We start from the raw sequence: 22,187 nt of genomic DNA, 5'->3' as shown, positions 1-22,187 counted from the left end.
AGCCTTGTTGAAAGAACTGGTCATTTTGGCGTCAGATGTAAAAAGTTTACCGTTTACACCTGACGCCAAAACGGCCAGAATGATTGTTTAGAAGCGATAGCCGGCACTTAAGCCAACCGTTGCCAGTGTACCCAGCAGCGGTTCACGACCGTTTGCGGGAAGTAGGTTGCTGACGAGTCCCGCTCTGGCTCCCACATTGATTCGTGGCGTAATGGCAACTTCGTATTCACCCCGCAGATTTAGCCCCAGGTTGGCGGTATGCAAATAACCGCGCGTAAACGACACACTAGTTATATCTTGATAACCAGGCGCTAATTCTATACTCAAATCGTTTACCAGGCTATTTCGCTGGTACCATACGGATGGCCCGGCACCCAGCCGAAGCGCATGACGCCTACTCTTCAACAAATTCACGTGCAACAGGAAATCAGCTACGAAACGTTGAGACCGACCGCCTTTAAAAGTGTAGTAAAACGCAGACAATTCTTCTCGTTCAAAATAATTGATATAGCCCAGACTCCCTTCGAGCATCCAACGACCAGAGGTCAATTGCCGGGTGTAACCAACCGAATACTTAAGTGTGGGTGTCTGCCGATCGTTGTCAATACTATGAACAGCCTCCACAGCAACCTTTACCGAATGCTGGAAGGTAACAGCTTGCGCCTGAACAAGCCAGGGGGCCATAGAGAAAAGTCCTGCAACAAGTAAACGTTTCATACGCTGAATGGCAAAAATCTATTTGAACGTGACGATCCAGCAATAAAAGTTAATATAGCGTTAGATTTACCTGTACTTAGTGTAGAACGTTACCTCTATAGCTTAAACTACTACCTTACACTTCCTTAGGGCGCATTTCTTCAGCCAGCACCAGACGCGTTTGTGGCAGACTTTGCGGGTATTCGTCGCGGATGAACGTGATCAGATGTTCGCGCATGTGACACCGTAGGTCGAACGCGGATGGGGCATCGGGTGCAGAGATCAGCACCCGGACCTGAATACACGTTGGCGTGGTGTCAGTCACCTGTACGGCAAAACTTTCACCCGTCCAGAGTGGGTCATTCTCCGCAATTTCACGCGCTTTTGCCCGCACCTTCTCAATTGGTACGTTGTAATCCAGGTAAAGAAAAATAGCGCCTATAATCGATGCATCGGAGCGGGTCCAGTTCTCGAAAGGTGTTTCGACAAAATAGGTGATGGGCAAAATAAGCCGACGACGATCCCATAGCCTGACGATAACGCTGGTCAGGTTGATTTCTTCAATGCGTCCCCACTCCTTTTCGACCACAACGGCATCGTCCAGACGAATTTGCTGATTAAACGCGATCTGTATACCTGCCAGTAAACTAGCCAGCGTTTTCTGTGCGGCAAAACCCACGACAACCGATACAACACCGGCTGATGTGAGCACGCTCAAACCGACTTTCCGGCTTCCCTGAAACGAGATCAGCAAGAGTGAGACGCCTACGATAATAACGCAGATAGCCACCAAACGGCGGACAAAACGCACCTGCGTCACAAACTTTCGTTGCGACAAGTTGACGTCTTTGGTCGTGTCGTATTCCCGAATCAGGAATAACTCACCAAACTTCAACAGCTTGATGATGAGCCAGGTGGCCGTAATCAAAAAGAGAACTTCAGCCGTTTTATCCGCAATGGGGTGTCGACGCAGAAACCGCGCGGACTGAATATTGGTGGCAAGGAGGAAAAACAGGGATGGTGTGAACAACCAGAATGCCCAGCGAACATGAATTTTGAGGAGATTCAGCGTTTGAAATGTTCGGCGACGGCCAATGAACCGGCTAACCTGTGTAACGACAACATCAACGGCCAGGCCCAGCACGATTGCGATGGTGAGTAATACCCAACCGGACAGATCACGATTAGGCACATACCCAAACCAGCGGACCATCGCCCGTATCCATGTCTCAATTTGTTCCTGCATTAGTTAGAAAGATGCTCCCCTTGATTAACTGATTTGCTCGTGGTTCTTCTTTTTTCGGGTGAAATATAGAGGAAATCGGTTTAAGGGGCAGCCTCTTATTACGGCAAAAATTCCAGAAACTCGATCCGGTTACCGAACGGATCGCGAATAAAGAACCGCTGTCGCCCGTCAATCTCCGACGAGTATTCGATTGAGATATGCTGCTGTTCCAGCTCTTGTTTGGCTTGCTCTAGCTGACTAACCTCGAACGCCGGATGACGTTTTGAGCGTTGACGTTCACCCGCTTCTTCGCGAAGGTGTAGCTGTATATCGGCGATCTCGAACCAGATAGCACCACCCGGATGGTTGCCCGGAATTTCGGTCAAGCCCAATACACGCGTATAAAATTCACGAGCCGTTGCGGTTTCGCCTTCCGGAATTGACACCAGGATGTGGTCTAATCGCCTAAACTGAATCATAAGTTTTCGTTTGCCGCTATTCGTTTGAGTCACCAAAGTTACTAGTACAAGAGAGTTCTGCCGAACAGCATTCGATACGCCGTATCTCCAAGATACGGCGTATCGAATGCTGTTCGGCAGAACCTCCGAAAATACGACTAGATTAGGCTAGCAACGGTTTTACAACTTTTCCGTGCACATCGGTCAGACGGTAACGTCGTCCTTGGCTTTTGAAGGTAAGCTTCTCGTGGTCAACGCCGAGTAGGTGAAGGACCGTCGCCTGAAAATCGTGTACGTGAACCGGATCTTTAATGACGTTGTATCCAAATTCGTCCGTTTCACCATAGACCAATCCTTTTTTCACACCGGCCCCAGCCATCCAGACCGAAAAAGCACGCGGGTGGTGATCGCGCCCGTAATTATCCCGCGTCAGCTTTCCCTGCGAATAAGCGCCCCGACCGAATTCACCTCCCCAGATCACGAGCGTATCGTCCAGCAAACCGCGTTGCTTCAAATCCATGATCAACGCAGCCGATGGCTGATCGACGCTCTTTGCCTGAATCTTAATATCATTCGGTAGGTTGCCATGCTGATCCCAGCCCTGGTGGTACAACTGAACAAACTTCACGTCTTTTTCGATCAGCTTGCGCGCCAGCAGGCAGTTGGCCGCAAACGTGCCGGGCTTACGGCTTTCGGGACCGTACATATCGAAAATATAGTCCGGCTCTTTCGATATATCCAGCGTTTCGGGCACCGATGTCTGCATCCGATAGGCCATCTCGTACTGCGCCATCCGGCTATTGATTTCAGGATCTAGTACGTGTTTATTCTGCTCCTGATGCAATTTGGTCAGATAATCGAGCATTCGGCGACGGCTGGTTTTGTCGATACCGGGCGGATTATTGAGGTAATAGACCGGGTCCGGACCCGACCGAAACACGACGCCCTGATGCACGGACGGTAGAAACCCGTTACTCCAGAGCTTGGCGTAAAGCGGCTGATCACCACTGCGCCCTTTGGACAACAGTACGACAAACGCCGGTAAATTCTGATTGTCGGACCCCAGACCGTAGCTGATCCATGACCCAAAACTCGGGCGTCCAGCCTGCTGACTCCCCGTTTGAAAAAACGTAACGGCAGGATCATGGTTGATGGCTTCGGTATGGAGCGAGCGAACAAACGTCAGATCGCCCGCGACACGAGCCGTGTGCGGTAGCAATTCACTAATCCACATTTGGCCGGGACCATGTTGGGCAAATTTGTATTTCGATGCCGCTAGTGGAAAATGACTTTGACCCGCGCTCATTCCCGTCAGCCGTTGGCCATTCCGTACGGATTCGGGTAAATCCTGGCCCCACATGGCTTCGAGCTTGGGCTTGTAATCGAACAATTCCAGTTGCGAGGGCGCTCCACTCTGAAACAGGTAGATGACCCGCTTCACCTTCGGCGGAAAATGTGGTTTCCCCACCGCCGGATTTTCGCCCGGTGTGGACGCGCCCGGCATGGAGTTGCCCGGTGTGGACGCACCCGGCCCACCGAATAAATTTGTCGGATTTAACAGTGACGCCAGGGCAATAGTCCCCAGTCCGGCGCTGGCCCGACCAAGAAATGTACGGCGACTCTGTTGATCGTGTAATTCGTCCTGAATATCCATACTAAGAAGTCAGCAATTCGTGCCGGGCACGGATGACTATCGTTTTATAATCGCTTCATCAAAATTCAGCAGTGTACTCGTCACCACTGTCCAGGCCGCCAACTCAGCTGCGTTCAGCGTTTTTTCAACGGGGTATTCGCCAACGGCCAGTAACTCGGCAGCTCGTTTCGGATTCTTCTTAAAATCGGTAAGTTCCTCGGCGTAGAATTGCTTCATCAGCTTGACCTCTTCGGGCCGGGCTGGTCGGCTAATTGCGGCTTTGAACATCGCCTGCACAACAGCATCCGAAGCCGTTGGCGTCACCTTTTCAGATGGGGCCATTCTGGTTACGACGCGTTGCGCCAGCACCCTGGCCGCTTCCACAAACTGCGGGTCGTTGAGCGTGACGAGTGCCTGTAAGGGTGTACTGGTCTTCTGCCGCTTCACGATACAAGTGTGTCGCTCGGCAGCATCGAAATTGAGCATCATGGGTGGGGGCGAACTCCGTTTCCAGATGGTATACATCGAACGCCGGTACAGGCTATCGCCATGATTTTGCTCATATTTTACGGCATTACGCGTAGCGAGCGCTTCCCAAATACCGGACGGCTGGTAAGGACGCACACTCGGCCCACCAATTCGCTGGTTCAGGAGTCCACTGGCAGCCAGTGCATTATCTCGAACCTGTTCGGCCGATAGTCGATAACTTGGCCCTCTAGTCAGGAGACTGTTATCAGGATCAGCTTCGCGCGCTTTCTCCGAAACGGTCGATGACTGGCGGTAGGTCGCCGACATCACAATCAGTTTGTGCATCGCTTTCACGTTCCAGCCCGATTCGCGGAATCGTACGGCCAGATAATCCAGCAATTCCGGATGGGTTGGCAGCGCGCCCTGATTCCCGAAATCATCGCTGTTTTTTGCCAGTCCCTGCCCGAAATACTGCTGCCACATCCGATTGACCATCACCCGACTGAACAATGGATTTTCGGGCAACAACAGCCATTTTGCCAGACCAAGGCGGTTTTTGGGCCACTCGTCAGGAATGGGTGTCAGGCTATGCAACACGGCGGGTTTTACCACATCGGCGGGTGCGTCGTAAGCTCCTCGTTTCAGCAAGTGCGTTTCCCGTGGCACAGACCGCTCCTGCATCACCATCACCTGATCCGAATTCGTGTAGAGCATGAGCTGTTCACCCCGCAACGCCATCGCCTTAGCATATTCAGCACGATAAACGGGGTCCTGCGTTGTCACGTAATAGGTGTATAAACCCGTCCGTTGCGCCGGGGTGCGGTTCGCAATCGGTGTACGCAGGGCAGCCATCAATGCATCGGTCTGACCAGCCAGTTTAGGCAGTTCCAGTGGTGTCAGGCAACGGTCATAAATGCGTAATTCATCGACCGCAAAATCTTTATAAAAATTATCGTGCATCCGGCCCACATAGAACGTGTGCTGTGCCCAGTGGGTCCGATCTTTCCCATACACCATACTATGAATGAGGTTATCGGCCACTACTTTGGTTCGCATCGGTTTTCCGTTCAGGTAGAGCGTCAGATCGTTCGCTTTACCCATACCGTTGTACGTAAACGCTACCTGAAACCATTGATGAACAGGCACTTTATCCACTGTTTCAACGTCGATAGCATTGGCAGGCCACACGTGATTGAAGGTAAGTTTTAACCGTCCGTCGGCCAGCAGATCAAGCTGGTAACCACGCTGTCCATCCATGGGGCCGGTAGTACGACCCATGAGCGTAAGTCCCATGTTAGGCTTTGCCAGATTGAACCAGCTACTCACCGAAAAGGGCTGATTCTGCTCGAACGCGCCAAATCCCCACGGTAACTCGATAAAGCTGTCACCGGGCAGGAACCGTGCCTTTCCGAAACGACCGGGTACGGCGTAGGGTACTTTATCGGAATCACCACCGAGCCGGGCCGGGAGCGTATCGTTCACGGTGTTGGTAAACGCATTACGCGGATCTTTCCAGAGTTCTTCCTTCGTTTTTCGCTTGGCAACCTCCTTCTTTTCGGGCTTTTTCTCGTCAGGCTTTTTACTTTTTGCGTTGGCTTCTTCCTCCTTTTTACGCTTTTCGTCTTCCAGTTTCTTCTTCTCGCTCGCGGCTTTCACGAAGGCGCTGATATTGGTCCGGTCGGCTTCGTCGAAGGTGTAATGCGCAATAAGTCCAGAATCCGTCGACGAGATCGGGCGGTACTGTGCGCTTGCCATCCATTGCCCAAATCGTTGCTGGTAATCAGGCCGGTTCGGATTCAGCTTCTGCGTCAGTGGAGTGAGTTTTTCGCGAATAAATTTCAGCTTGGCGTCCGCTTCCGGCTTCGTGAGCGTGATGGTCGGTGCAGCTTCACCATTGTACGGGATCTGTCCGCGTTCATTATTGCTGTTGAAGAAGGCAAACAGCGAGTAATAATCTTTCTGACTGATAGGGTCGTATTTGTGATCGTGACAGCGGGCACACTCGACCGTGAGCCCCAGCATTGCCTTCCCAAAGGTGTTGGCCCGGTCAGCTACGTACTCGACCCGATACTCCTCGTCAACGATACCGCCCTCCTGGCTTTGCTGGTGGTTACGATTGAAGGCCGTGGCAATAAGCTGGTCCCGGTTCGGATTTGGCAATAAATCCCCCGCTAACTGCCAGGTAACGAACCGGTCGAAGGACAGGTTACGGTTGTAGGCCCGAATCACCCAGTCGCGATAAGGCCACACTGTTCGCAGGCCGTCATCCTGATACCCATGCGTATCGGCATAACGAGCCACATCGAGCCATTCGGCCGCCTGCCGTTCGCCATAATGCGGGCTGCTCAGCAACCGATTCACGACTTTTTCGTAGGCATCGGGCGATTTGTCAGCCAGAAAGGCATCAACCTCGGCGGACGTTGGCGGCAGTCCCGTCAAGTCCAGACTAACGCGACGAAGCAGCGTTGTTTTCTCAGCTTCGGGAGCGTGTTGCAACGTTGTTTTGGCCTGAACGAACCGGTCGATATCGTTTTTGACCCATTTTTCATCGGTAGCCTTAGGCACCTCGGGCATTGTTGGCGCAATGAGCGACCAGTGTTGTTTGTATTCGGCTCCCTGTTCAACCCACCGGATGAGCAACGCTTTTTCCTCGGCGGTCAGTGTCAGGTTCGACTTCGGTGTAGGCATCACCTCATCGGGATCGGTGCTGATGATCCGGCTAACCAGTTCGCTCTTTGCCGGATTGCCCGGTACAATGGCTACATGACCACTTTTGGCTAGTGCTTCGTAGGCACCTTCGGGCGTATCTAATCGTAAACCAGCCTGTTGCTTGGCCTGGTCAGGACCGTGACAGGCGAAACAGCGATCCGATAAAATTGGCTTAACGTGCAGGTTGTAATCAACTTTTTCGGGCAGATGCGCTTCGGCAGCGATGATCTCAGCGGGCTTCTCGACCGATTTTTGACAAGCCGTAAGCCATACAGACGCGCTGAACAGACCAACCGTTGAACTGAGCAGAATGTATCGGAACCGTATGTCAGACCAGAAAGTCATACAAACGAACGAGTTGAATCTAGTTTATACAATTTTACAAAGTTATAGAATACCCCGGCAAGCCTACAGTACTATTTTACCCGGTTATCGTTCAATTTTAACGTTCGAAACACAGAATACATTCCCAGTAAGTCTATCATTATGTACTTGACTTACTGAAGACACGCTCTGCTTACTGACTAGTCGTACTTGTAGCAACGGAGGAAGCCATACATTTTGTGCAAATCCGCACCAGTTGTGCGAAATCGCACAGCCTAACAACGCTCGATTTATATAAACTGCTGACAGTCAGACTCACTAATTCTGGTACATTGTTTGACCTACTACTGGGCATACATAACTTACTATGGATCGCGAATTAGCTCCCGAACTTGTTGCCCGAACCCGACGAAAAAGCTGGCTACTTGGTGTTGCCGTTCTTGTCAGTCTGGCCGCGGGTACCTTCTGGTTTAAGAATGTGCTGAAAACGTCGGTCGAAGCCAGTACGATCCGATCGTCAGTAGCGCAGACCGGTTACGTAGAAAATACGCTGAATGCTACGGGTGAAGTTATTCCGGCTTACGAGCAGATCATTACCAGTCCGATCCGGGCCAGTATTCGCCGGGTACTGCTCACACCAGGCACCCGCGTTCGACCCGGCCAGCCCATTCTCGAACTCGATAAGTCACTGACGCAGATCGAATACGATAAAATTGCCGATCAACTCGCGCTCAAACAAAATGGCATTGATCAGCTTCGGTTGAAACTGAACAAAAACCTGTACGATGCGGACGTAAACGATCAGATTAAATCGCTGACGATCAACAAACTCAAAGCCGAACTTAATGATGCCAAACGACTGCTGAAAGTGGGAGGCCAAACACCCGATGATGTTACCCGCGCGGAGAACCTGCTGGAAATCGCCCAACTGGAGAAAAAACAACTGGAAAACGATCTGACCTACAACCGGCAGTCGATGAGCGCCAGCCTAAAGGAATCGGAACTCCAGGCTCAGATCGAAGCGACCAATCTCAAGGTGTTGTCCCACCGACTCAGGCAGGCCGACATCCTGACCGACCGGGCGGGCGTACTGACGTGGGTAAACGAGCACATCGGCTCAGCGGTGAACGAAGGGGAAATGCTGGCCCGTCTGGCCGATCTGGGTAGTTTTCGGATTGAAGGGTCGTGCGCTGATGTCTATGCCGAGCAAGTAAAAGTGGGACTTCCGGTCATTGTAAAGGTAAATGAAACCTCATTACGTGGTCAAATTACCCAGATAAAACCAGCGGTGCAAAATGGCGTCGTGCAGTTCGCAGTGGATCTGGACGATAACCATCACCCTTCGCTTCGGCCTAACCAGAAAGTGGAAGTATTCATCGTCACAAACCGGGTTGCGCAGGCGGTTCGGGTCGCGAATGGCCCTGCTTTCAAGGGTAAACGTAAGCAATTTGTTTACGTTATGACCAGCCCGACGCTAGCCACCCGACGCGAGGTACAGGTAGGTTTGTCTAATTTCGATTGGGTTGAGATCAAGAGCGGGTTGCAGCCGGGCGAGCGCGTTATCCTGACCGACCTAAGCACGTATGAACACCTCGAACAGTTAACCATTACGCCTACCAAGCCCTGATTATGAGCAAGTTTTTCATAAAATCGGGTGCGTTACTTCGTCCGATGATCCGCTGGAGTATAGGTTTATTTTGCCTGGCAATAACGCATGTAACCGTGGCTCAAACCCAAAAACTCACCCTTAGCGACGTGATACAAGTGGCTCGTGAGCAGTCGATTGCGGGGAAACAGGCGGCTACGCTGAAGAAAACCAATTACTGGAAATACCGGACGTTTCTGGCCGACTTTAAACCGCAACTCAGTCTCGATGGCTCCTTGCCCAGCTTTACCCGTTCATTCGTTCAGGTAACGCAGCCCGATGGCACGATTGCCTTTCAACCCGTATCGAACAACAACTCGATTCTGAACCTATCCCTGAGTCAGAACATTGCGTTGACCGGTGGTTCTATTTATGTCCAGCATCAACTACAACGATTCGATAACTTCCTGAATAATAGCACACTATACAATGGCATTCCCTTCGCCTTCGGATTGACGCAGCCTCTATTCCGGTTTAATCAGATGAAATGGGATCGCCGAACCGAGCCATTGCGTTACGCCGAGAGTAATCAGCAGTACATCGAAGCGCTCGAACAGGTTGCTTTGGATGCGACAGGTCTGTATTTCGATTTGCTGGTCGCGCAGGTGAATTTACAAATCGCCGAAACGAACCGCGCCAACAACGATACACTTTTTAAAATAGCGGGGCATAAACTGGAACTAGGAAAAATCTCGCAGAACGACCTGTTGCAGTTGCAACTGAGCGTTTTGAACGCCCAGAAGGATCTGGCCTCCGCCCGTCAAACCGCCGAGGTAGCCTCCCTTAAACTTCGGTCCTACCTGAATGCCCGCACGAACGGGCAGGGTCAACAGCAGCAATTCGATTTAGTCGTGCCTACGCAACTCAGCGCGTTTTCGATAGACATTAGTCAGGCATTGGCCGAAGCGTTTGCCAACCGATCCGACGCCATTGGTTTCAGCCGGAAATTACTGGAAGCCGACCGCGACGTTGATAAGGCCCGCAAAGAGAATGGGCTGAACGCATCCCTCAACGCAGCTTTTGGCTTATCGAATCGGGGCAATCGACCGAGCGACGTATACAACCGCCCACAGGATCGAGAATTTGTAGAAATTCAGTTCGTGCTGCCGATTATGACCTGGGGTCGTGCGCAGGCCCGTACGGAAACGGCTCGTGCTAACCAGCAACTGACGGTGCAAACGGTAGAACAAGCGAAGCGGACGTTTGAGCAGCAGATTTATACCCAGGTAACATTACTGGACATGCTTCGCCAGCAGGTTAAACTGACCGCCGAAGCGGACCAGATTGCCCAAAATCGCTATCAGATTGCGCAGGATCGCTTTAAGCTCAGCGACCTGAGTGTTACTGACCTCGGTATTGCAACCCAAGACAAAGACCGCGCCCGTCGCGACGCGATCCTGGCCCTGCGCGATTACTGGCAGGCCTTTTATACGATTCGGCTACTGACTTTGTACGATTTTGAAACGAACCAGAAAATAAACTATTAACAGCCCCGGCCCTTTACCCTCACCCCCGGCCCCTCTCCCAGAACGGGCGAGGGGAGTGTAACTACCCTATTTTGCACCCCTCTCCCGTTTTGGGAGAGGGGCCGGGGGTGAGGGAATAGGGAAATGGATAAACTCAAAGACCATGATCACACTCAAAAACATCGAAAAGGTCTACCGGACCAGCAGCATCGAAACACTGGCGCTGACAAACATTAACCTCGACATCCGACCCGGCGAATTTATCTCGATCATGGGTCCGAGCGGTTGTGGCAAATCAACACTGATGAACCTGATGGGGTTACTGGATGCGCCCAGCCAGGGAAATGTCGAAATTGGCGGACAGGCCGTGACGCATTACCGCGACAAGGAACTGGCGCAGCTTCGCAATCAGAAGATTGGCTTTATTTTCCAGAGCTTTCACCTAATCAACGACTTATCAGTACTCGATAACGTCGAAATCCCGCTGCTCTACCGCAAAGGGGACTCAACTGGCCTATCACGGCGGGAGCTGGCCAAACAAGCCCTCGAACGAGTCGGCCTGAGCAACCGCATGAAACATTTTCCCAATCAGCTGTCGGGTGGACAAAAGCAGCGGGTCGCCATTGCACGCGCCATTGTGGGACGCCCGGACATTATTCTGGCCGATGAGCCAACCGGTAACCTCGACAGCGCCATGGGCAATGAGATCATGGCGATCCTTCAGCAACTTAATGCCGATGGCAGCACGATTGTGATGGTGACCCACGATGAATCGATGGCCAAAAAGACCCATCGGCTTGTGCGGCTTTTCGATGGATCAATGGTTGGTGATTCGGTACTTCAAACGGTTTAACACGATGCTGACAAACTACATAAAAATCGCCTGGAAGGTATTGCTCCGACACCCATTTTATACCTTCATTACGCTCTTCGGCATCAGCCTGACGTTGACTGTCCTGATGGTGCTGACCTCGTTCCTTGACCACCTGATCGGGAGTCATTATCCTGAAACTAAGCGGGATCGAATGCTTTACGTCATGCTGATGGTTCAGCGCGACTCGGCCAAAACCGGCAGAAGCTCAGGACCGATGAGTTTCAAGTTTCTGACGAACTACGCCAAAACGTTGAAAACACCCGAGCGGGTGACTATTTTTTCTGCCTTTAATAGCTCCAATGCGTATGTGGGTTCGCAGAAAATTAAATTGACTACCAAATTTACTGATGCTGATTTCTGGCAGGTTATGGACTTCAATTTTCTGGAAGGTAAACCCTACAACCAACAAAACATTACCAACGGTGATCACGTAGCAGTCATTACGGACGAGTTCAGGAAGCACTATTTTTCCGACGAGACAGAATCGGTTATTGGCAAAGACATTGATATCGAAAACATTCACTACAAGGTGATTGGCGTCATAAAAGGCAGTCCTGTTACCCGACCGGTCACCTACGCCGATATTTATTTTCCGTATACGACGCCTAAAAGTAATTACCAGCGGGATGGTATGCGGGGCGGTTTCATGAGCATTCTGCTCGCTAAGGATAAATCGGACCTGCCAGCCATAAACAACGAATTTCAGAGCCGAATCAGCCAGATTCCATTACCGGGGATCGAAAATGGGTATAAGTATGCTACCCTGGAAGCAAAATCAGACCCTTATGCGGAGAACTTCGTCGGGCAGATTCTGGATGGTAATGCGGGGATGAAGGCCATCTTTTTCGGAGTCATTGGCTTTGTGCTGTTCATGCTGATGGGGTTGCCGGCCATTAACCTTGTCAACGTCAATGTCAGTCGTATTATGGAACGAGCTTCCGAAATTGGTATCCGGAAAGCGTTCGGAGCACCCGTAAAAACGCTGGTCTGGCAGTTTATTGTCGAGAACATTTTCATTACGCTCATCGGCGGTTCCATTGCCCTCGGCTTAAGCCTGATTGTCATTTACCTGATTAACAGCAGTGGTATAATTGCCTATGCTGACCTGACGATCAATTTGACGGTGTTTCTGGTCAGTGTGCTGGTTTGCCTGCTGTTCGGGTTACTATCCGGTGTATTACCCGCCCTCCGCATGTCGAAACTGAACATCGCCGAAGCCCTAAAATCAACGTAGTGAATGCATACTGGCGTGCCTACGATTCGCAGGCTATTCACCCAAGTACTCCTTCACTCGATTACTCCTTAAAACCATGCTAAAACATCTGTTTACCCTGATCTGGAACAAGAAAAAAGCACACGCGCTACTAATCGTCGAGATCTGGGCCTCGTTCCTGGTGCTTTTCGGATTGGCGACGCTCATTGTTGTGAACGTCCAAAATTATACGGAACCGATCGGCTTTACGTATGAGAACGTCTGGGCCATAGGGCTTAAAAATAACCAGGACACTGTTGCCCTCCGCGAAAAACTCCAGCGGGTTACACAACGACTAAAGTCCTACCCGGACGTGGTTTCGGTATCGCGCATGAGCAGTAACTTTCCCTTCTCGGCCAACTCCATGAACAATGGTGTCGAGTACAACAAACGGAAGGCACTATCGGATCTTTACGCAACCGACGAGAACTTTGCCAACACGCTCGGCATCGCCGTAACCGAAGGCCACTGGTATCGGAGCGCGGACAGTGTTGGTAAATATAGCCCGATTGTCATCAATCAGAAATTGAAGGAGAAACTGTTCGAGAATGAAAATCCATTGGGAAAAATCATCGATAAGCGATTTAAAGTGGTTGGCGTTGTCAATACCTTCAAAGCCAAAGGCGAATTCATGTCCGACAAACCCGCCTTGTTCGAGTTGTTCAAGCCTGATGCGACCTGGAACGATACGGTCCTTATTAAGGTGAAGCCGGGCACCGATGCCGTCTTTGAAGCCAAACTGGTCAAGGAAATTGCGGCCATGCTGACCGGCTGGAACGTGGAAGTCGACTACCTGACCGATTCGCGAAAAAACCAGCATAACCTCGTTCTTGTCCCGATCATCATCGCCCTGATCATTTGTAGTTTCCTGCTGATCAACGTAGCCCTCGGTTTGTTCGGGGTGTTGAACCTAAGCATTGCCAAACGTCGGGGCGAAATTGGCTTACGACGGGCCTTGGGGGCTACCGGTAGCGGAATCTCAACGCAATTCATCGGCGAGATATGGGTTTTGGCTACCTTCGCCTTGTTGATCGGGCTATTATTTGCCGCTCAGTTTCCGTTGATGAATGTATTCGACCTCAAAGCGGGCACCTACGTAACGGCCATTATCCTCGCAATGCTTATCATCTACGGCATTGTCACCCTTTGTGCCTTGTTCCCAAGTCGACAGGCGGCAGGCATTCAGCCGGCGACGGCATTACACGAAGAGTAGAGACCGGTCGGAATGCCGCATCACCGCCGGTGCGGCAATCCCTTGCGTCTCATAACCGGATGGTTTTGCTGACCAACAGGCGAGGTTTGCTGACCAACAGATGAGACGCGAGGGCCGGTCCGCCGGTGCGATCGCGTCTCTACATCAAAAAATATGCTGTTAATCATCGACGACGATATCGCTATTCAAACCTCCCTTTCCTTACTATTCCGGAAAGAAGGGTTTACGGTGCGCGTTGCTGACGGACCATTCGACACGTTCGAGATTCTACGCGTCGAAACGCCGGACGTAATTTTGCTGGACATGAATTTTTCGGTCGATACGTCCGGTGATGATGGGCTGCGGCTATTACGCCGGATTCGGGAGCAGTTGCCAGCGGTGCCGGTTATCCTGATTACGGGCTGGGGAAGCATTGATCTTGCCGTGGAAGGTATGAAAGCGGGGGCTAAAGACTTCATCACAAAGCCCTGGCAGAACGACTACCTCGTGCAATCGGTTCGTACGGCCATGAACCTCGCCCAGTCAGAACCCGTATCGCTCGACCGGCAGAAACTTGACCAGCAATTTTCGTTCGATAACATCGTCGGAGAAGACCCAAATCTACTCAGCGTTCTGAAAACAATTGGCCGCGTTGCGCCGACCGATGCCCCGGTGCTAATCACGGGCGAGAGCGGAACGGGTAAGGAACTCATCGCCGAAGCCGTTCACCAAAACAGCCCGCGTCAACGCCAGCCGTTCGTCAAGGTCAACTTGGGCGGTATCTCATCTACGTTGTTTGAAAGCGAACTGTTTGGCCACATCCGGGGTGCGTTCACCGATGCCCGAACCGACCGGATCGGACGGTTTGAACTGGCTACTAAGGGCAGCATATTTCTGGACGAAATCGGCGACCTCGATCCGGCCAGCCAAGTAAAACTACTGCGGGTGTTGCAGGATCGAACGTTTGAGCCGCTGGGAAGCAGCAAAAGCCGAACGGTTGACGTACGCGTGATTTGTGCCACCAACCGGAATCTGGAAGAAATGGTCAGTAAGGGGCTGTTTCGGGAAGATTTGCTGTATCGTATCAACCTCATCACGGTTCGGCTACCGGCGTTGCGCGAACGACCGAACGACATTCCGCGACTGGCTACGTTTTTTGTCAACAACTTAAAAACGCTGTATGGCCGGCCCGGTCTGCACATCAGCAAAGAAGCCATGAGCTGGCTCAGAACGCTGTCGTTGCCGGGAAATATTCGTCAGTTAAAAAACGTAGTTGAACGAACGGTCCTGTTAGCCCACAACGACGCATTGACCGTTACCGACTTTGAGCAGAACCTAACGCCAACTGTCACGACAGTCCCGCGCGGACCGCTACCGCAGGTGGGTGCCATGACGCTCGAAGAAATGGAATACCAGATGATTCAACAGGCAATGGCTTTCCATAACAACCGGGTTACCAAAGTTGCCAGAGCGTTGGGTATCACGCGTTTTGCACTCTACCGCCGATTGGAGAAATTTGGCATTCCTTACACCTCCGAGGAATGAACCTACGCCTGCGAACCCGTTATCTGATCTACATCGTTGCCCTGCATCTGGTGCTGATCGCACTGATTGGCTGGGAGCTACGGGAGAACAAAGCCTTGTTTATCGCTTCCGAAGTGCTGATGCTGCTCTCGATTTACGTAGCGGTGCGTATTTACCGGTCGTTTCGGCAACCGTCAACGTTTATTGCGTCGGGCATCGAAGCCATTCGGGATAAGGACTTTACGATCAAGTTTGTGCCGACCGGAAACCGGGAAGTCGATGAATTGATTACGGTCTACAACCTGATGATCGATCAGCTCCGACAGGAACGTACCCGGCAGGTGGAGCAGCAATTCTTTCTGAACAAACTCGTTGACGCAGCCCCCATTGCCATCCTGATTTTTGATTTCGATGATCGGATTGCCTCCGTCAACCCACGCGCCTGCCAGTTGCTGGGTATGCTGCCCGAAGCCATCGTCACCAAACGATTGGAAGAACTTGGGTATTCGTTGCTGGCTCACATTGCTGATTTGGCCGACGGTGAATCACGCGTAATGAAACCGAATGGTATCGAAACGTACAAAATACTACGCTCGAATTTTGTCGATCGGGGCTTCAGACGATCATTCCTCATGATTGAGGAGCTGACGCCGGAAATTCTGGCCAGCGAAAAGAAAGCGTATAGTAAGGTCATTCGGATGATGGCGCACGAGGTCAACAACTCCATCGGAGCCGTCAACTCCATTCTGACCATTACCGAATCCGAACTGCCCGACTCCGAGCTGAAACAGGCCGTTCGGGTAGCCATTGATCGCAACGACCGGCTCAACCGCTTCATGCGTCGCTTTGCCGATGTGGTGCGGCTCCCCCCGCCTAACCTCACACCCGGCGACATGGCGGCATTAACGCACAACGTTGTCCGACTCATGCAGCCACAGGCCGAAGCGGCTACCATTGCGCTCACCATTACAACACCCGATACGCCCGTCATACAGTCCATCGACGAAGGGCAGTTAGAGCAGGTGCTGGTCAACATTGTCAAAAATGCGCTTGAAGCATGTGAACCGGGCCACCGCGTTGAGGTGCTTCTTTCGGCTCGCCAATTACTCATTCGCGACAACGGGGCACCAATTCCCGAAGCCGTTGCCATTCATTTGTTCAATCCGTTTTTCAGTACCAGACCCAGTGGACAAGGTATTGGCCTCACGCTAACGCGGGAAATTCTGCTGAATCACGGGTTCACCTTTTCGCTCCAGACCGAGCCGAACGGCTGGACCGTTTTTGCCATTTCGTGGGCGTAGAGTACGTAGCCCGAGCTAGGTGAAGACTTATCAATTCTTTTTCGATTCGTCCGCTTTGTCATCCGCCGACGTGGCTTTGGCGAACTCGGCAACCGCTTGCTCGCTGATACCACCGATGATCTCCAGCGTTGGCCGTTCTTTCTTCAAGGCTGCCAGTCCCTGCGCCGTTACGTTGGTTTGCCAGAGATAGACCGTTTTAAGATTTTTTAGACGCACCAGTTCAGTAAGTCCGGCATCGGTAATGGCCGTTCCGTAGAGGTTCAGATACTCCAGATTGGTTAATCCGTTGAGCTGTTTCAGACCCGCGTCGGTTATTTTCGTTTGTTCGAGGTGTAGTTTTTGCAGGTTTTTCAGTTTGGCAACCTGTGCCAGTGCTGCATCAGAAATTTCGGTGTCGCCCAGTTTCAACCAGACAATTTGGTCGCTGAGTTTATGCAGCAGAGCGGCCTGCGCATCTCCATACGTCCGGGCGTTGACCGCGCTGACCTCCAACTGGTTTTGTTCTTTGGAAAGCGGCAACACCAGTAAGCCTGTTTTCTTTACCGCTTCGATCACCTTCGGATCGGCAGCGGGTACCTTCATGGTCAGGACGGGTGATTCGGGAGCAGGTCCCGCAGCGACTGCGCCACCCGCCGAAGCAGTAACCGGACCACCACCGCCCAGCGACGCCAAAACCGGTCGAATGGCATCATTGACAACCAGTTGCGACACCTTCTTATCAAACGAAGCTCCCTGATCGATCCACCACGTCAGTAGCGCAACCTGACTCTCGGTGAGTTGTGGCTTCCCTTTCGGCGGCATATGGTTGTCATCGTCCTCAGGCAATAAACAAACCTTCACCAGTTCGCTCGTGCTACTTTTACCCGCCACCAACACCGGGCCATCTTCGTATCCCTTTTTGATCATATCCGGATTATCGAGCCGAAGACCCGCTTTCGACTTATCGGCATTGTGGCACTGAACGCAACGGGTCTGAAGAATCGGGTTAACGATCTGCTGGTAGACCATCGCCTGATTCACGTCCGTGATTGGCTCGATCTTCACTTCCTTCTGTTTCGGCGCTAGACCGGCCAGCGTTCGCAGGGGCGTTGGTGCATATTGAGTCAGGTAATCAGAACCGTGGGTTAAGTTACCGCCCTGATGACCAGCTGCCAGCAGCAACAATAGCGACACGAAAAGAGCCGGCAAATACACAAGCTGCGCAAACGGAATGATACGACCCAGATTCTCGGATTTTACGGACCAGGCAATCCAGGCAAACGCGGCCACACCAATACCCTGCCATTTGTGATCGCTGAGCGTTTCGGTATCATAACCGCCCCCCAGTGAGAGCATGTAGCCGAATACACAGGCCATCGTTGCACTAACCGCCGACCAGAACAGAATCAACGTAATGGTGTGCGGACTAACCGACTTGCGCCGGGTCAACCGATCGAGTTCAAGAAGTCCCGCAATGAGCAGAAAACCAATGGGCAAATGGACAAGAAGCGGATGAAAACGGCCAAAGAACAACACCCAATCCGATGGTTGAGCCGCATTCGCCTGTAGAAAAATCAGTCTAGTCATAGTCAGTACCGATTCAGGCGACCCGTTCTAATTTGACAGGATACGTTTTCCTGGAACTCCACTGGGCAACGTAGATGCTGTCATCGGCGTCGACCAGCACATCGTGCGGGTGCAAAAAAGCGGAGATACTCCGGTCTTTGCGTTGTTCAGCCAGTTTACCATCCTGATAAACCGGTGCCGATCCGCCGGGTGTCGAAACGACCTGATCGTTCTTATCCAGAATCTGAATATAGCCCGAATCCGGGTAACTATCCGACGTGCTTCGGAAAACAGCTCCGTAGATGTTGTCACCGTGAATAACGGGTCGACAGATGTATGAACCCGGTAAGGCGATGGTCGAAACGTATTTTCCGTCGAGCGTAAACCGTTTGAGTGCATTTCGCCGTCGGTCAGTGATGAGCAGGGTTGGGTTGCTGGTTCGCCGATCTACAACAATGCCATGACAGCAATCGAAGGTGTCGTTGGCCTCCCCTTTACCACCCCAATAGCGAATAAGCTTCCCGGCTTTGTCATACTGCATCACATAGTTCAGGCCATACCCATCCACGACATAGATATCTCCATTGACCGGATTGACAGCCGTTTCGGTCGGTTTGAACTGCGACGGGTAGGCGTAAACACCCGTTTCTTTCGGATAGTCCAGCTTCATCAATTCACGGCCTTTCAGATCAGTTTTGATCACCTGATGCCGGTCCGTATCGGTAATCAGCAGAAACTGTTCATTCCCTTCCCCGCCGAGTGTCAGGCCGTGTCCACCAGGGTAATCGTGTCCCCACGTTTCGAGTAGCTTGCCAGATTTATCGTAAATGAGAATGTTGTTTTTTGTCTCGTTGGTCAGCAGCAGGATTCGCCCTTTGGCATCCTGCACCATTTCGTGGCAGTCATTGACCGGATTTTTACCCGCATCCAGCACACCCCATCCCGGCACGACCCGGTAGCGAAATCCATTATGGCCCAGAATCGATGTTTCGGCCTTGTGCGGATTTGCTTTAGCCGAGATTATGGTTGGACCTGTGATGCCTGCCGCTGCGATGAGCGATGCCTGCTGCATAAACAACCGACGCGAAACCGAAGAAGACATAGTTTTTCTGACTATTTATCGAAAAAGGAATCGAGGGATAAACTTTACTGCTAACGCAGTAGCCAGACTCGAACCGCGTCCCATTGCCGCTTGCTTTCCAACGCAAGAGGCCCAATTTTCCAGTAACTGGAAAATTGGGCCTCTCACTTGTACGTTGACTGTTCAGTTGTTATTTCTGCCCGTCTTTGTCACCGTCATTATTACCACGACCTCTGCCCATACGGCCACGCATCGATTCGAATTTAGCAAACTGGTCGGGCGTTAAAATGCTTTGCAGTTTACTCTTGTATTCGTCAGCGTTCGCTTTCAGGGCTTTTCCTTTCGCTTTGTTATCGTCGGTACCTTTCTGAATGGCATCGACTTTTTCGGCGCGGGCCAGTGTTACATCGTACACTTTTTTGGCTGAAGCTTCATCCAATCCAAGTTGCTTCGTCATGCGATCCGTCATTTTACGGGCGCGTGTCGCTGGATCACCAGCCTGATACGCCTGCATGCCCCGCCCTCTACCCCGTTGGGTTGTAGTGGACGCGTTTGGCGCAGTGGTTTGCTGAGCCAGCAGTGGCAACGACAGTAGCGAAAGCATCAATCCGCCAAATGCTAGTTTCTTAAACATGGTTCGTGATTGTTTTATCCGAACCTAAGACGGGCTATGATGCCGATAGTTTAAGCCACCGAACGAATTTAACGGTTTCTTAACGAAATCAATCAAGCGATCAATACTACGGTTCAGCTTAGAGGGCGGTGATCAAGGCAGCAATTCGTTCCAATCCGTCAGCGTCAATCTGGCTGAAATCGTTCAGCTGGTCACTATCAACATCCAGCACCATACTGACCGCTCCGAACCGATCGAAGACGGGTACAACGACTTCGGATTTCGATGCAGAACTACAGGCGATGTGTCCGGGGAATTGCTCGACATCCGGAACCAGAATCGTTTCGCGTCGGGTATAGGCAGCTCCGCAGACGCCCTTTTCAAAAGCAATACGCGTGCAGGCAATAGGTCCCTGAAAGGGTCCCAGCACCAGTTGGTTCTCTTTTTTGAGATAAAAGCCGACCCAGAAAAAGCCGAACGCTTCTTTCAGCGCAGCGGCAATATTGGCCAGATTAGCGACCAGATCCGGCTCGCCGTCGATCAGCGCGGCAATTTGCGGTACGAGGCTATCGTACATAGCCCGCCGATCGGATGTTTGTGGAATAAGCAGTGTTTCGGCCATGTGAGGAGCGTTGAGGTTCCGTTCGTATGATGATTGACAACCATATTCTGTCGAAAATCAGTCACTCGTGCATTTTTAATTTCGGGTGAAGAACTGGATCAGTACGATGCTGACTGTCGTGAACAAGGTGCTGGCCCCAACCCGGATGAGTGTCGGAATAAACAGTGCCAGGCTACTGGCTTCAATGAAAAACAAGGCACTGTGATGAACAAGGGCCAGTATGAAGACGTACCGAAAGAAAGCGCCTACCCCTAATTCTTTCAGCGAAAATTCGAGTCGGGACTCCATGCCCGGCACATCAATCTGTGAGCGCACAACCAGTGGCCGACAATACGCCATAAGAACCGTTGCCGCTGCGTGCATCCCAAGCGTGTTGTAGAACGAATCCACTATGATGCCGGTCACGAAACCGATTAACAGGAGCCAGGTCAGGCTGGTTTCGTTCGGTAAGAGCAGGACACAGGCGATGTAGACAAAACAGAAGGCGTAATCAAACAGCACCAAATTCCGTACAAGCAGGATTTGCAATATCAGGTAGAGCAAAAACAACAGCACAGTAGACAGAATCTCGCGTAAGGTCATCTCGTAGTGGGCGGTGGGCAGTAGCTGGGTCGCAATCGGCTATAGAAACCGGTCATGCCCATCCAGTGCTTACTATTTCTCTTTTTCGACTTGTTTTTCTAACTGCTCCTGCTCGGCCTGCAGGCGATTTTCGACGATGTAAACGAAAGACAGATTACTGAAATTCGTTGCCAGATCGAGCGTAATGTCGTGAAAGGTCTGGTTTGACTGAACCCCTACCGTACGCACCCGCCCTACCAGAATACCCGGCGGGAAGGTTGAGTTAAACTCCGACGTTACAGCGGAGTCGCCCTTATTCACGGTCTTGTAGCTCGCAATCGCGTCCAGTTTCATCAGGTGTGGATCAATTCCGTCCCATTTTGCGGACCCGATCTCATTCGCTTTCGTCAACTTCGATGATACCAGAAACTCCGAATGTAGAATCGACGTAACGACCGAAAAATGCCGGTTGCAGACCTTGATCTTACCCACAATGCCCGTTGGCGAAATCACCCCCATACCCGGATGAATGCCATCATCGGTGCCTTTGTCAATGGTAATGTAGTTATTGGCAAACTGCGTTGTATTATCGATCACCTTGGCCACCGTATACTTAAAACGATCGGCAAAGGCTGAATCGGCCTGGTATTCGGCGGGGGAAGCTGGTTTGCTCTGGAGAAGTTGCGTCAGCCGGGTATTGAGTCGCTGGTTTTCCATAGCCAGATCGGCGTTGACCTGACGCAGGCGCGTATATTCATTGGCCGCGTTCGACCACGCCAGCACCTGAGCCGCGTACCGGTTCGATGTGTTGAAGTAGGTCACACTCCAGTAATTGCTCGTGTTGATGATAAAGTAAAAACAAAGTACTTCCAGCAGTACAAACAAAATGAAGTTTCGGCTTCGAACAAAAAAGTCGACTAACTCTCCCATAAAATGGAGTAAACTAAATAGCCTGGATTGTCGATTCGAGAAGCCGAAGGCTAGATGGCAGAGCAAAT

Annotated in this window: 18 protein-coding genes; 7 read left to right on the top strand and 11 right to left on the bottom strand. The window is 51.5% G+C overall.

From position 1 onward, the window contains the following. Nucleotides 1–87: 87 nt before the first annotated feature. From GK091_RS16880 to GK091_RS16860, 5 genes are all read right to left on the bottom strand, one after another. A complete protein-coding gene (locus tag GK091_RS16880; protein WP_164040939.1) occupies nt 88–717 on the bottom strand; it encodes a hypothetical protein in 630 nt (209 codons plus the stop codon). A 115-nt stretch (nt 718–832) separates the two neighbouring features. Continuing rightward, nucleotides 833–1,942 carry a mechanosensitive ion channel family protein gene (locus tag GK091_RS16875; RefSeq protein ID WP_164040937.1) on the bottom strand — a complete coding sequence of 370 codons (1,110 nt, stop codon included), beginning with the start codon at nt 1,940–1,942 and terminating at the stop codon, nt 833–835. A 98-nt stretch (nt 1,943–2,040) separates the two neighbouring features. Beyond that, nucleotides 2,041–2,400: a VOC family protein gene (locus tag GK091_RS16870; RefSeq protein WP_164040936.1), complete on the bottom strand. Its 360-nt coding sequence runs from the start codon at nt 2,398–2,400 to the stop codon at nt 2,041–2,043. 142 nt (nt 2,401–2,542) lie between these two features. Next, nucleotides 2,543–4,033, bottom strand: a complete 1,491-nt coding sequence (locus tag GK091_RS16865) for a DUF1501 domain-containing protein (protein WP_164040934.1) — start codon at nt 4,031–4,033, stop codon at nt 2,543–2,545. Nucleotides 4,034–4,069: 36 nt separating this feature from the next. Continuing rightward, a complete protein-coding gene (locus tag GK091_RS16860; RefSeq protein ID WP_164040932.1) occupies nt 4,070–7,534 on the bottom strand; it encodes a DUF1553 domain-containing protein in 3,465 nt (1,154 codons plus the stop codon). 346 nt (nt 7,535–7,880) lie between these two features. On the opposite strand from GK091_RS16860, the gene GK091_RS16855 reads away from it, so the two are divergent. From GK091_RS16855 to GK091_RS16825, 7 genes are all read left to right on the top strand, one after another. Continuing rightward, the gene (locus tag GK091_RS16855) at nt 7,881–9,140 is read left to right on the top strand and encodes an efflux RND transporter periplasmic adaptor subunit (RefSeq protein ID WP_164040931.1); all 1,260 of its coding nucleotides are present in this window, start codon (nt 7,881–7,883) and stop codon (nt 9,138–9,140) included. 44 nt (nt 9,141–9,184) lie between these two features. Further along, on the top strand, nt 9,185–10,645 hold the full coding sequence (locus GK091_RS16850; protein ID WP_164042853.1) for a TolC family protein: 1,461 nt from the start codon (nt 9,185–9,187) through the stop codon (nt 10,643–10,645). 142 nt (nt 10,646–10,787) lie between these two features. Continuing rightward, nucleotides 10,788–11,477 carry an ABC transporter ATP-binding protein gene (locus tag GK091_RS16845; RefSeq protein ID WP_164040929.1) on the top strand — a complete coding sequence of 230 codons (690 nt, stop codon included), beginning with the start codon at nt 10,788–10,790 and terminating at the stop codon, nt 11,475–11,477. Between the two features lie 4 nt (nt 11,478–11,481). Then, a complete protein-coding gene (locus tag GK091_RS16840) occupies nt 11,482–12,732 on the top strand; it encodes an ABC transporter permease (RefSeq protein WP_164042851.1) in 1,251 nt (416 codons plus the stop codon). A gap of 76 nt (nt 12,733–12,808) precedes the next feature. After that, nucleotides 12,809–13,963: an ABC transporter permease gene (locus GK091_RS16835; RefSeq protein ID WP_164040927.1), complete on the top strand. Its 1,155-nt coding sequence runs from the start codon at nt 12,809–12,811 to the stop codon at nt 13,961–13,963. Nucleotides 13,964–14,116: 153 nt separating this feature from the next. Continuing rightward, a complete protein-coding gene (locus GK091_RS16830; protein ID WP_164040925.1) occupies nt 14,117–15,487 on the top strand; it encodes a sigma-54-dependent transcriptional regulator in 1,371 nt (456 codons plus the stop codon). After that, the gene (locus GK091_RS16825) at nt 15,484–16,767 is read left to right on the top strand and encodes a sensor histidine kinase (protein ID WP_164040923.1); all 1,284 of its coding nucleotides are present in this window, start codon (nt 15,484–15,486) and stop codon (nt 16,765–16,767) included. Before GK091_RS16830 ends, GK091_RS16825 begins: the two co-directional genes overlap by 4 nt. Nucleotides 16,768–16,797: 30 nt before the next feature. Here GK091_RS16825 and GK091_RS16820 read toward each other — a convergent pair whose 3' ends face one another. The 6 genes from GK091_RS16820 to mreC form a co-directional block, all read right to left on the bottom strand. Further along, the gene (locus GK091_RS16820; RefSeq protein ID WP_164040921.1) at nt 16,798–18,333 is read right to left on the bottom strand and encodes a c-type cytochrome domain-containing protein; all 1,536 of its coding nucleotides are present in this window, start codon (nt 18,331–18,333) and stop codon (nt 16,798–16,800) included. 13 nt (nt 18,334–18,346) lie between these two features. Further along, complete coding sequence (locus GK091_RS16815; RefSeq protein WP_164040919.1) at nt 18,347–19,414, bottom strand: NHL repeat-containing protein; 1,068 nt, start codon at nt 19,412–19,414, stop codon at nt 18,347–18,349. A 169-nt stretch (nt 19,415–19,583) separates the two neighbouring features. Beyond that, on the bottom strand, nt 19,584–20,027 hold the full coding sequence (locus GK091_RS16810; protein WP_164040917.1) for a DUF4890 domain-containing protein: 444 nt from the start codon (nt 20,025–20,027) through the stop codon (nt 19,584–19,586). A 118-nt stretch (nt 20,028–20,145) separates the two neighbouring features. Next, nucleotides 20,146–20,628, bottom strand: a complete 483-nt coding sequence (locus GK091_RS16805; protein ID WP_164040915.1) for a GAF domain-containing protein — start codon at nt 20,626–20,628, stop codon at nt 20,146–20,148. A gap of 75 nt (nt 20,629–20,703) precedes the next feature. Next, on the bottom strand, nt 20,704–21,210 hold the full coding sequence (locus GK091_RS16800) for a hypothetical protein (RefSeq protein ID WP_164040913.1): 507 nt from the start codon (nt 21,208–21,210) through the stop codon (nt 20,704–20,706). Nucleotides 21,211–21,282: 72 nt separating this feature from the next. Beyond that, nucleotides 21,283–22,119 (bottom strand): rod shape-determining protein MreC, encoded by an 837-nt coding sequence (gene mreC / locus GK091_RS16795; RefSeq protein WP_164040911.1) that lies wholly within the window; start codon nt 22,117–22,119, stop codon nt 21,283–21,285. Nucleotides 22,120–22,187: the final 68 nt, after the last annotated feature.

It is taken from the genome of Spirosoma agri (genome assembly GCF_010747415.1).
GTDB classification, from domain to species: Bacteria; Bacteroidota; Bacteroidia; order Cytophagales; family Spirosomataceae; genus Spirosoma; species Spirosoma agri.
The sequence above is the reverse complement of the archived record's forward strand: the minus strand, read 5'-3'. Positions and strand labels throughout refer to the sequence as shown.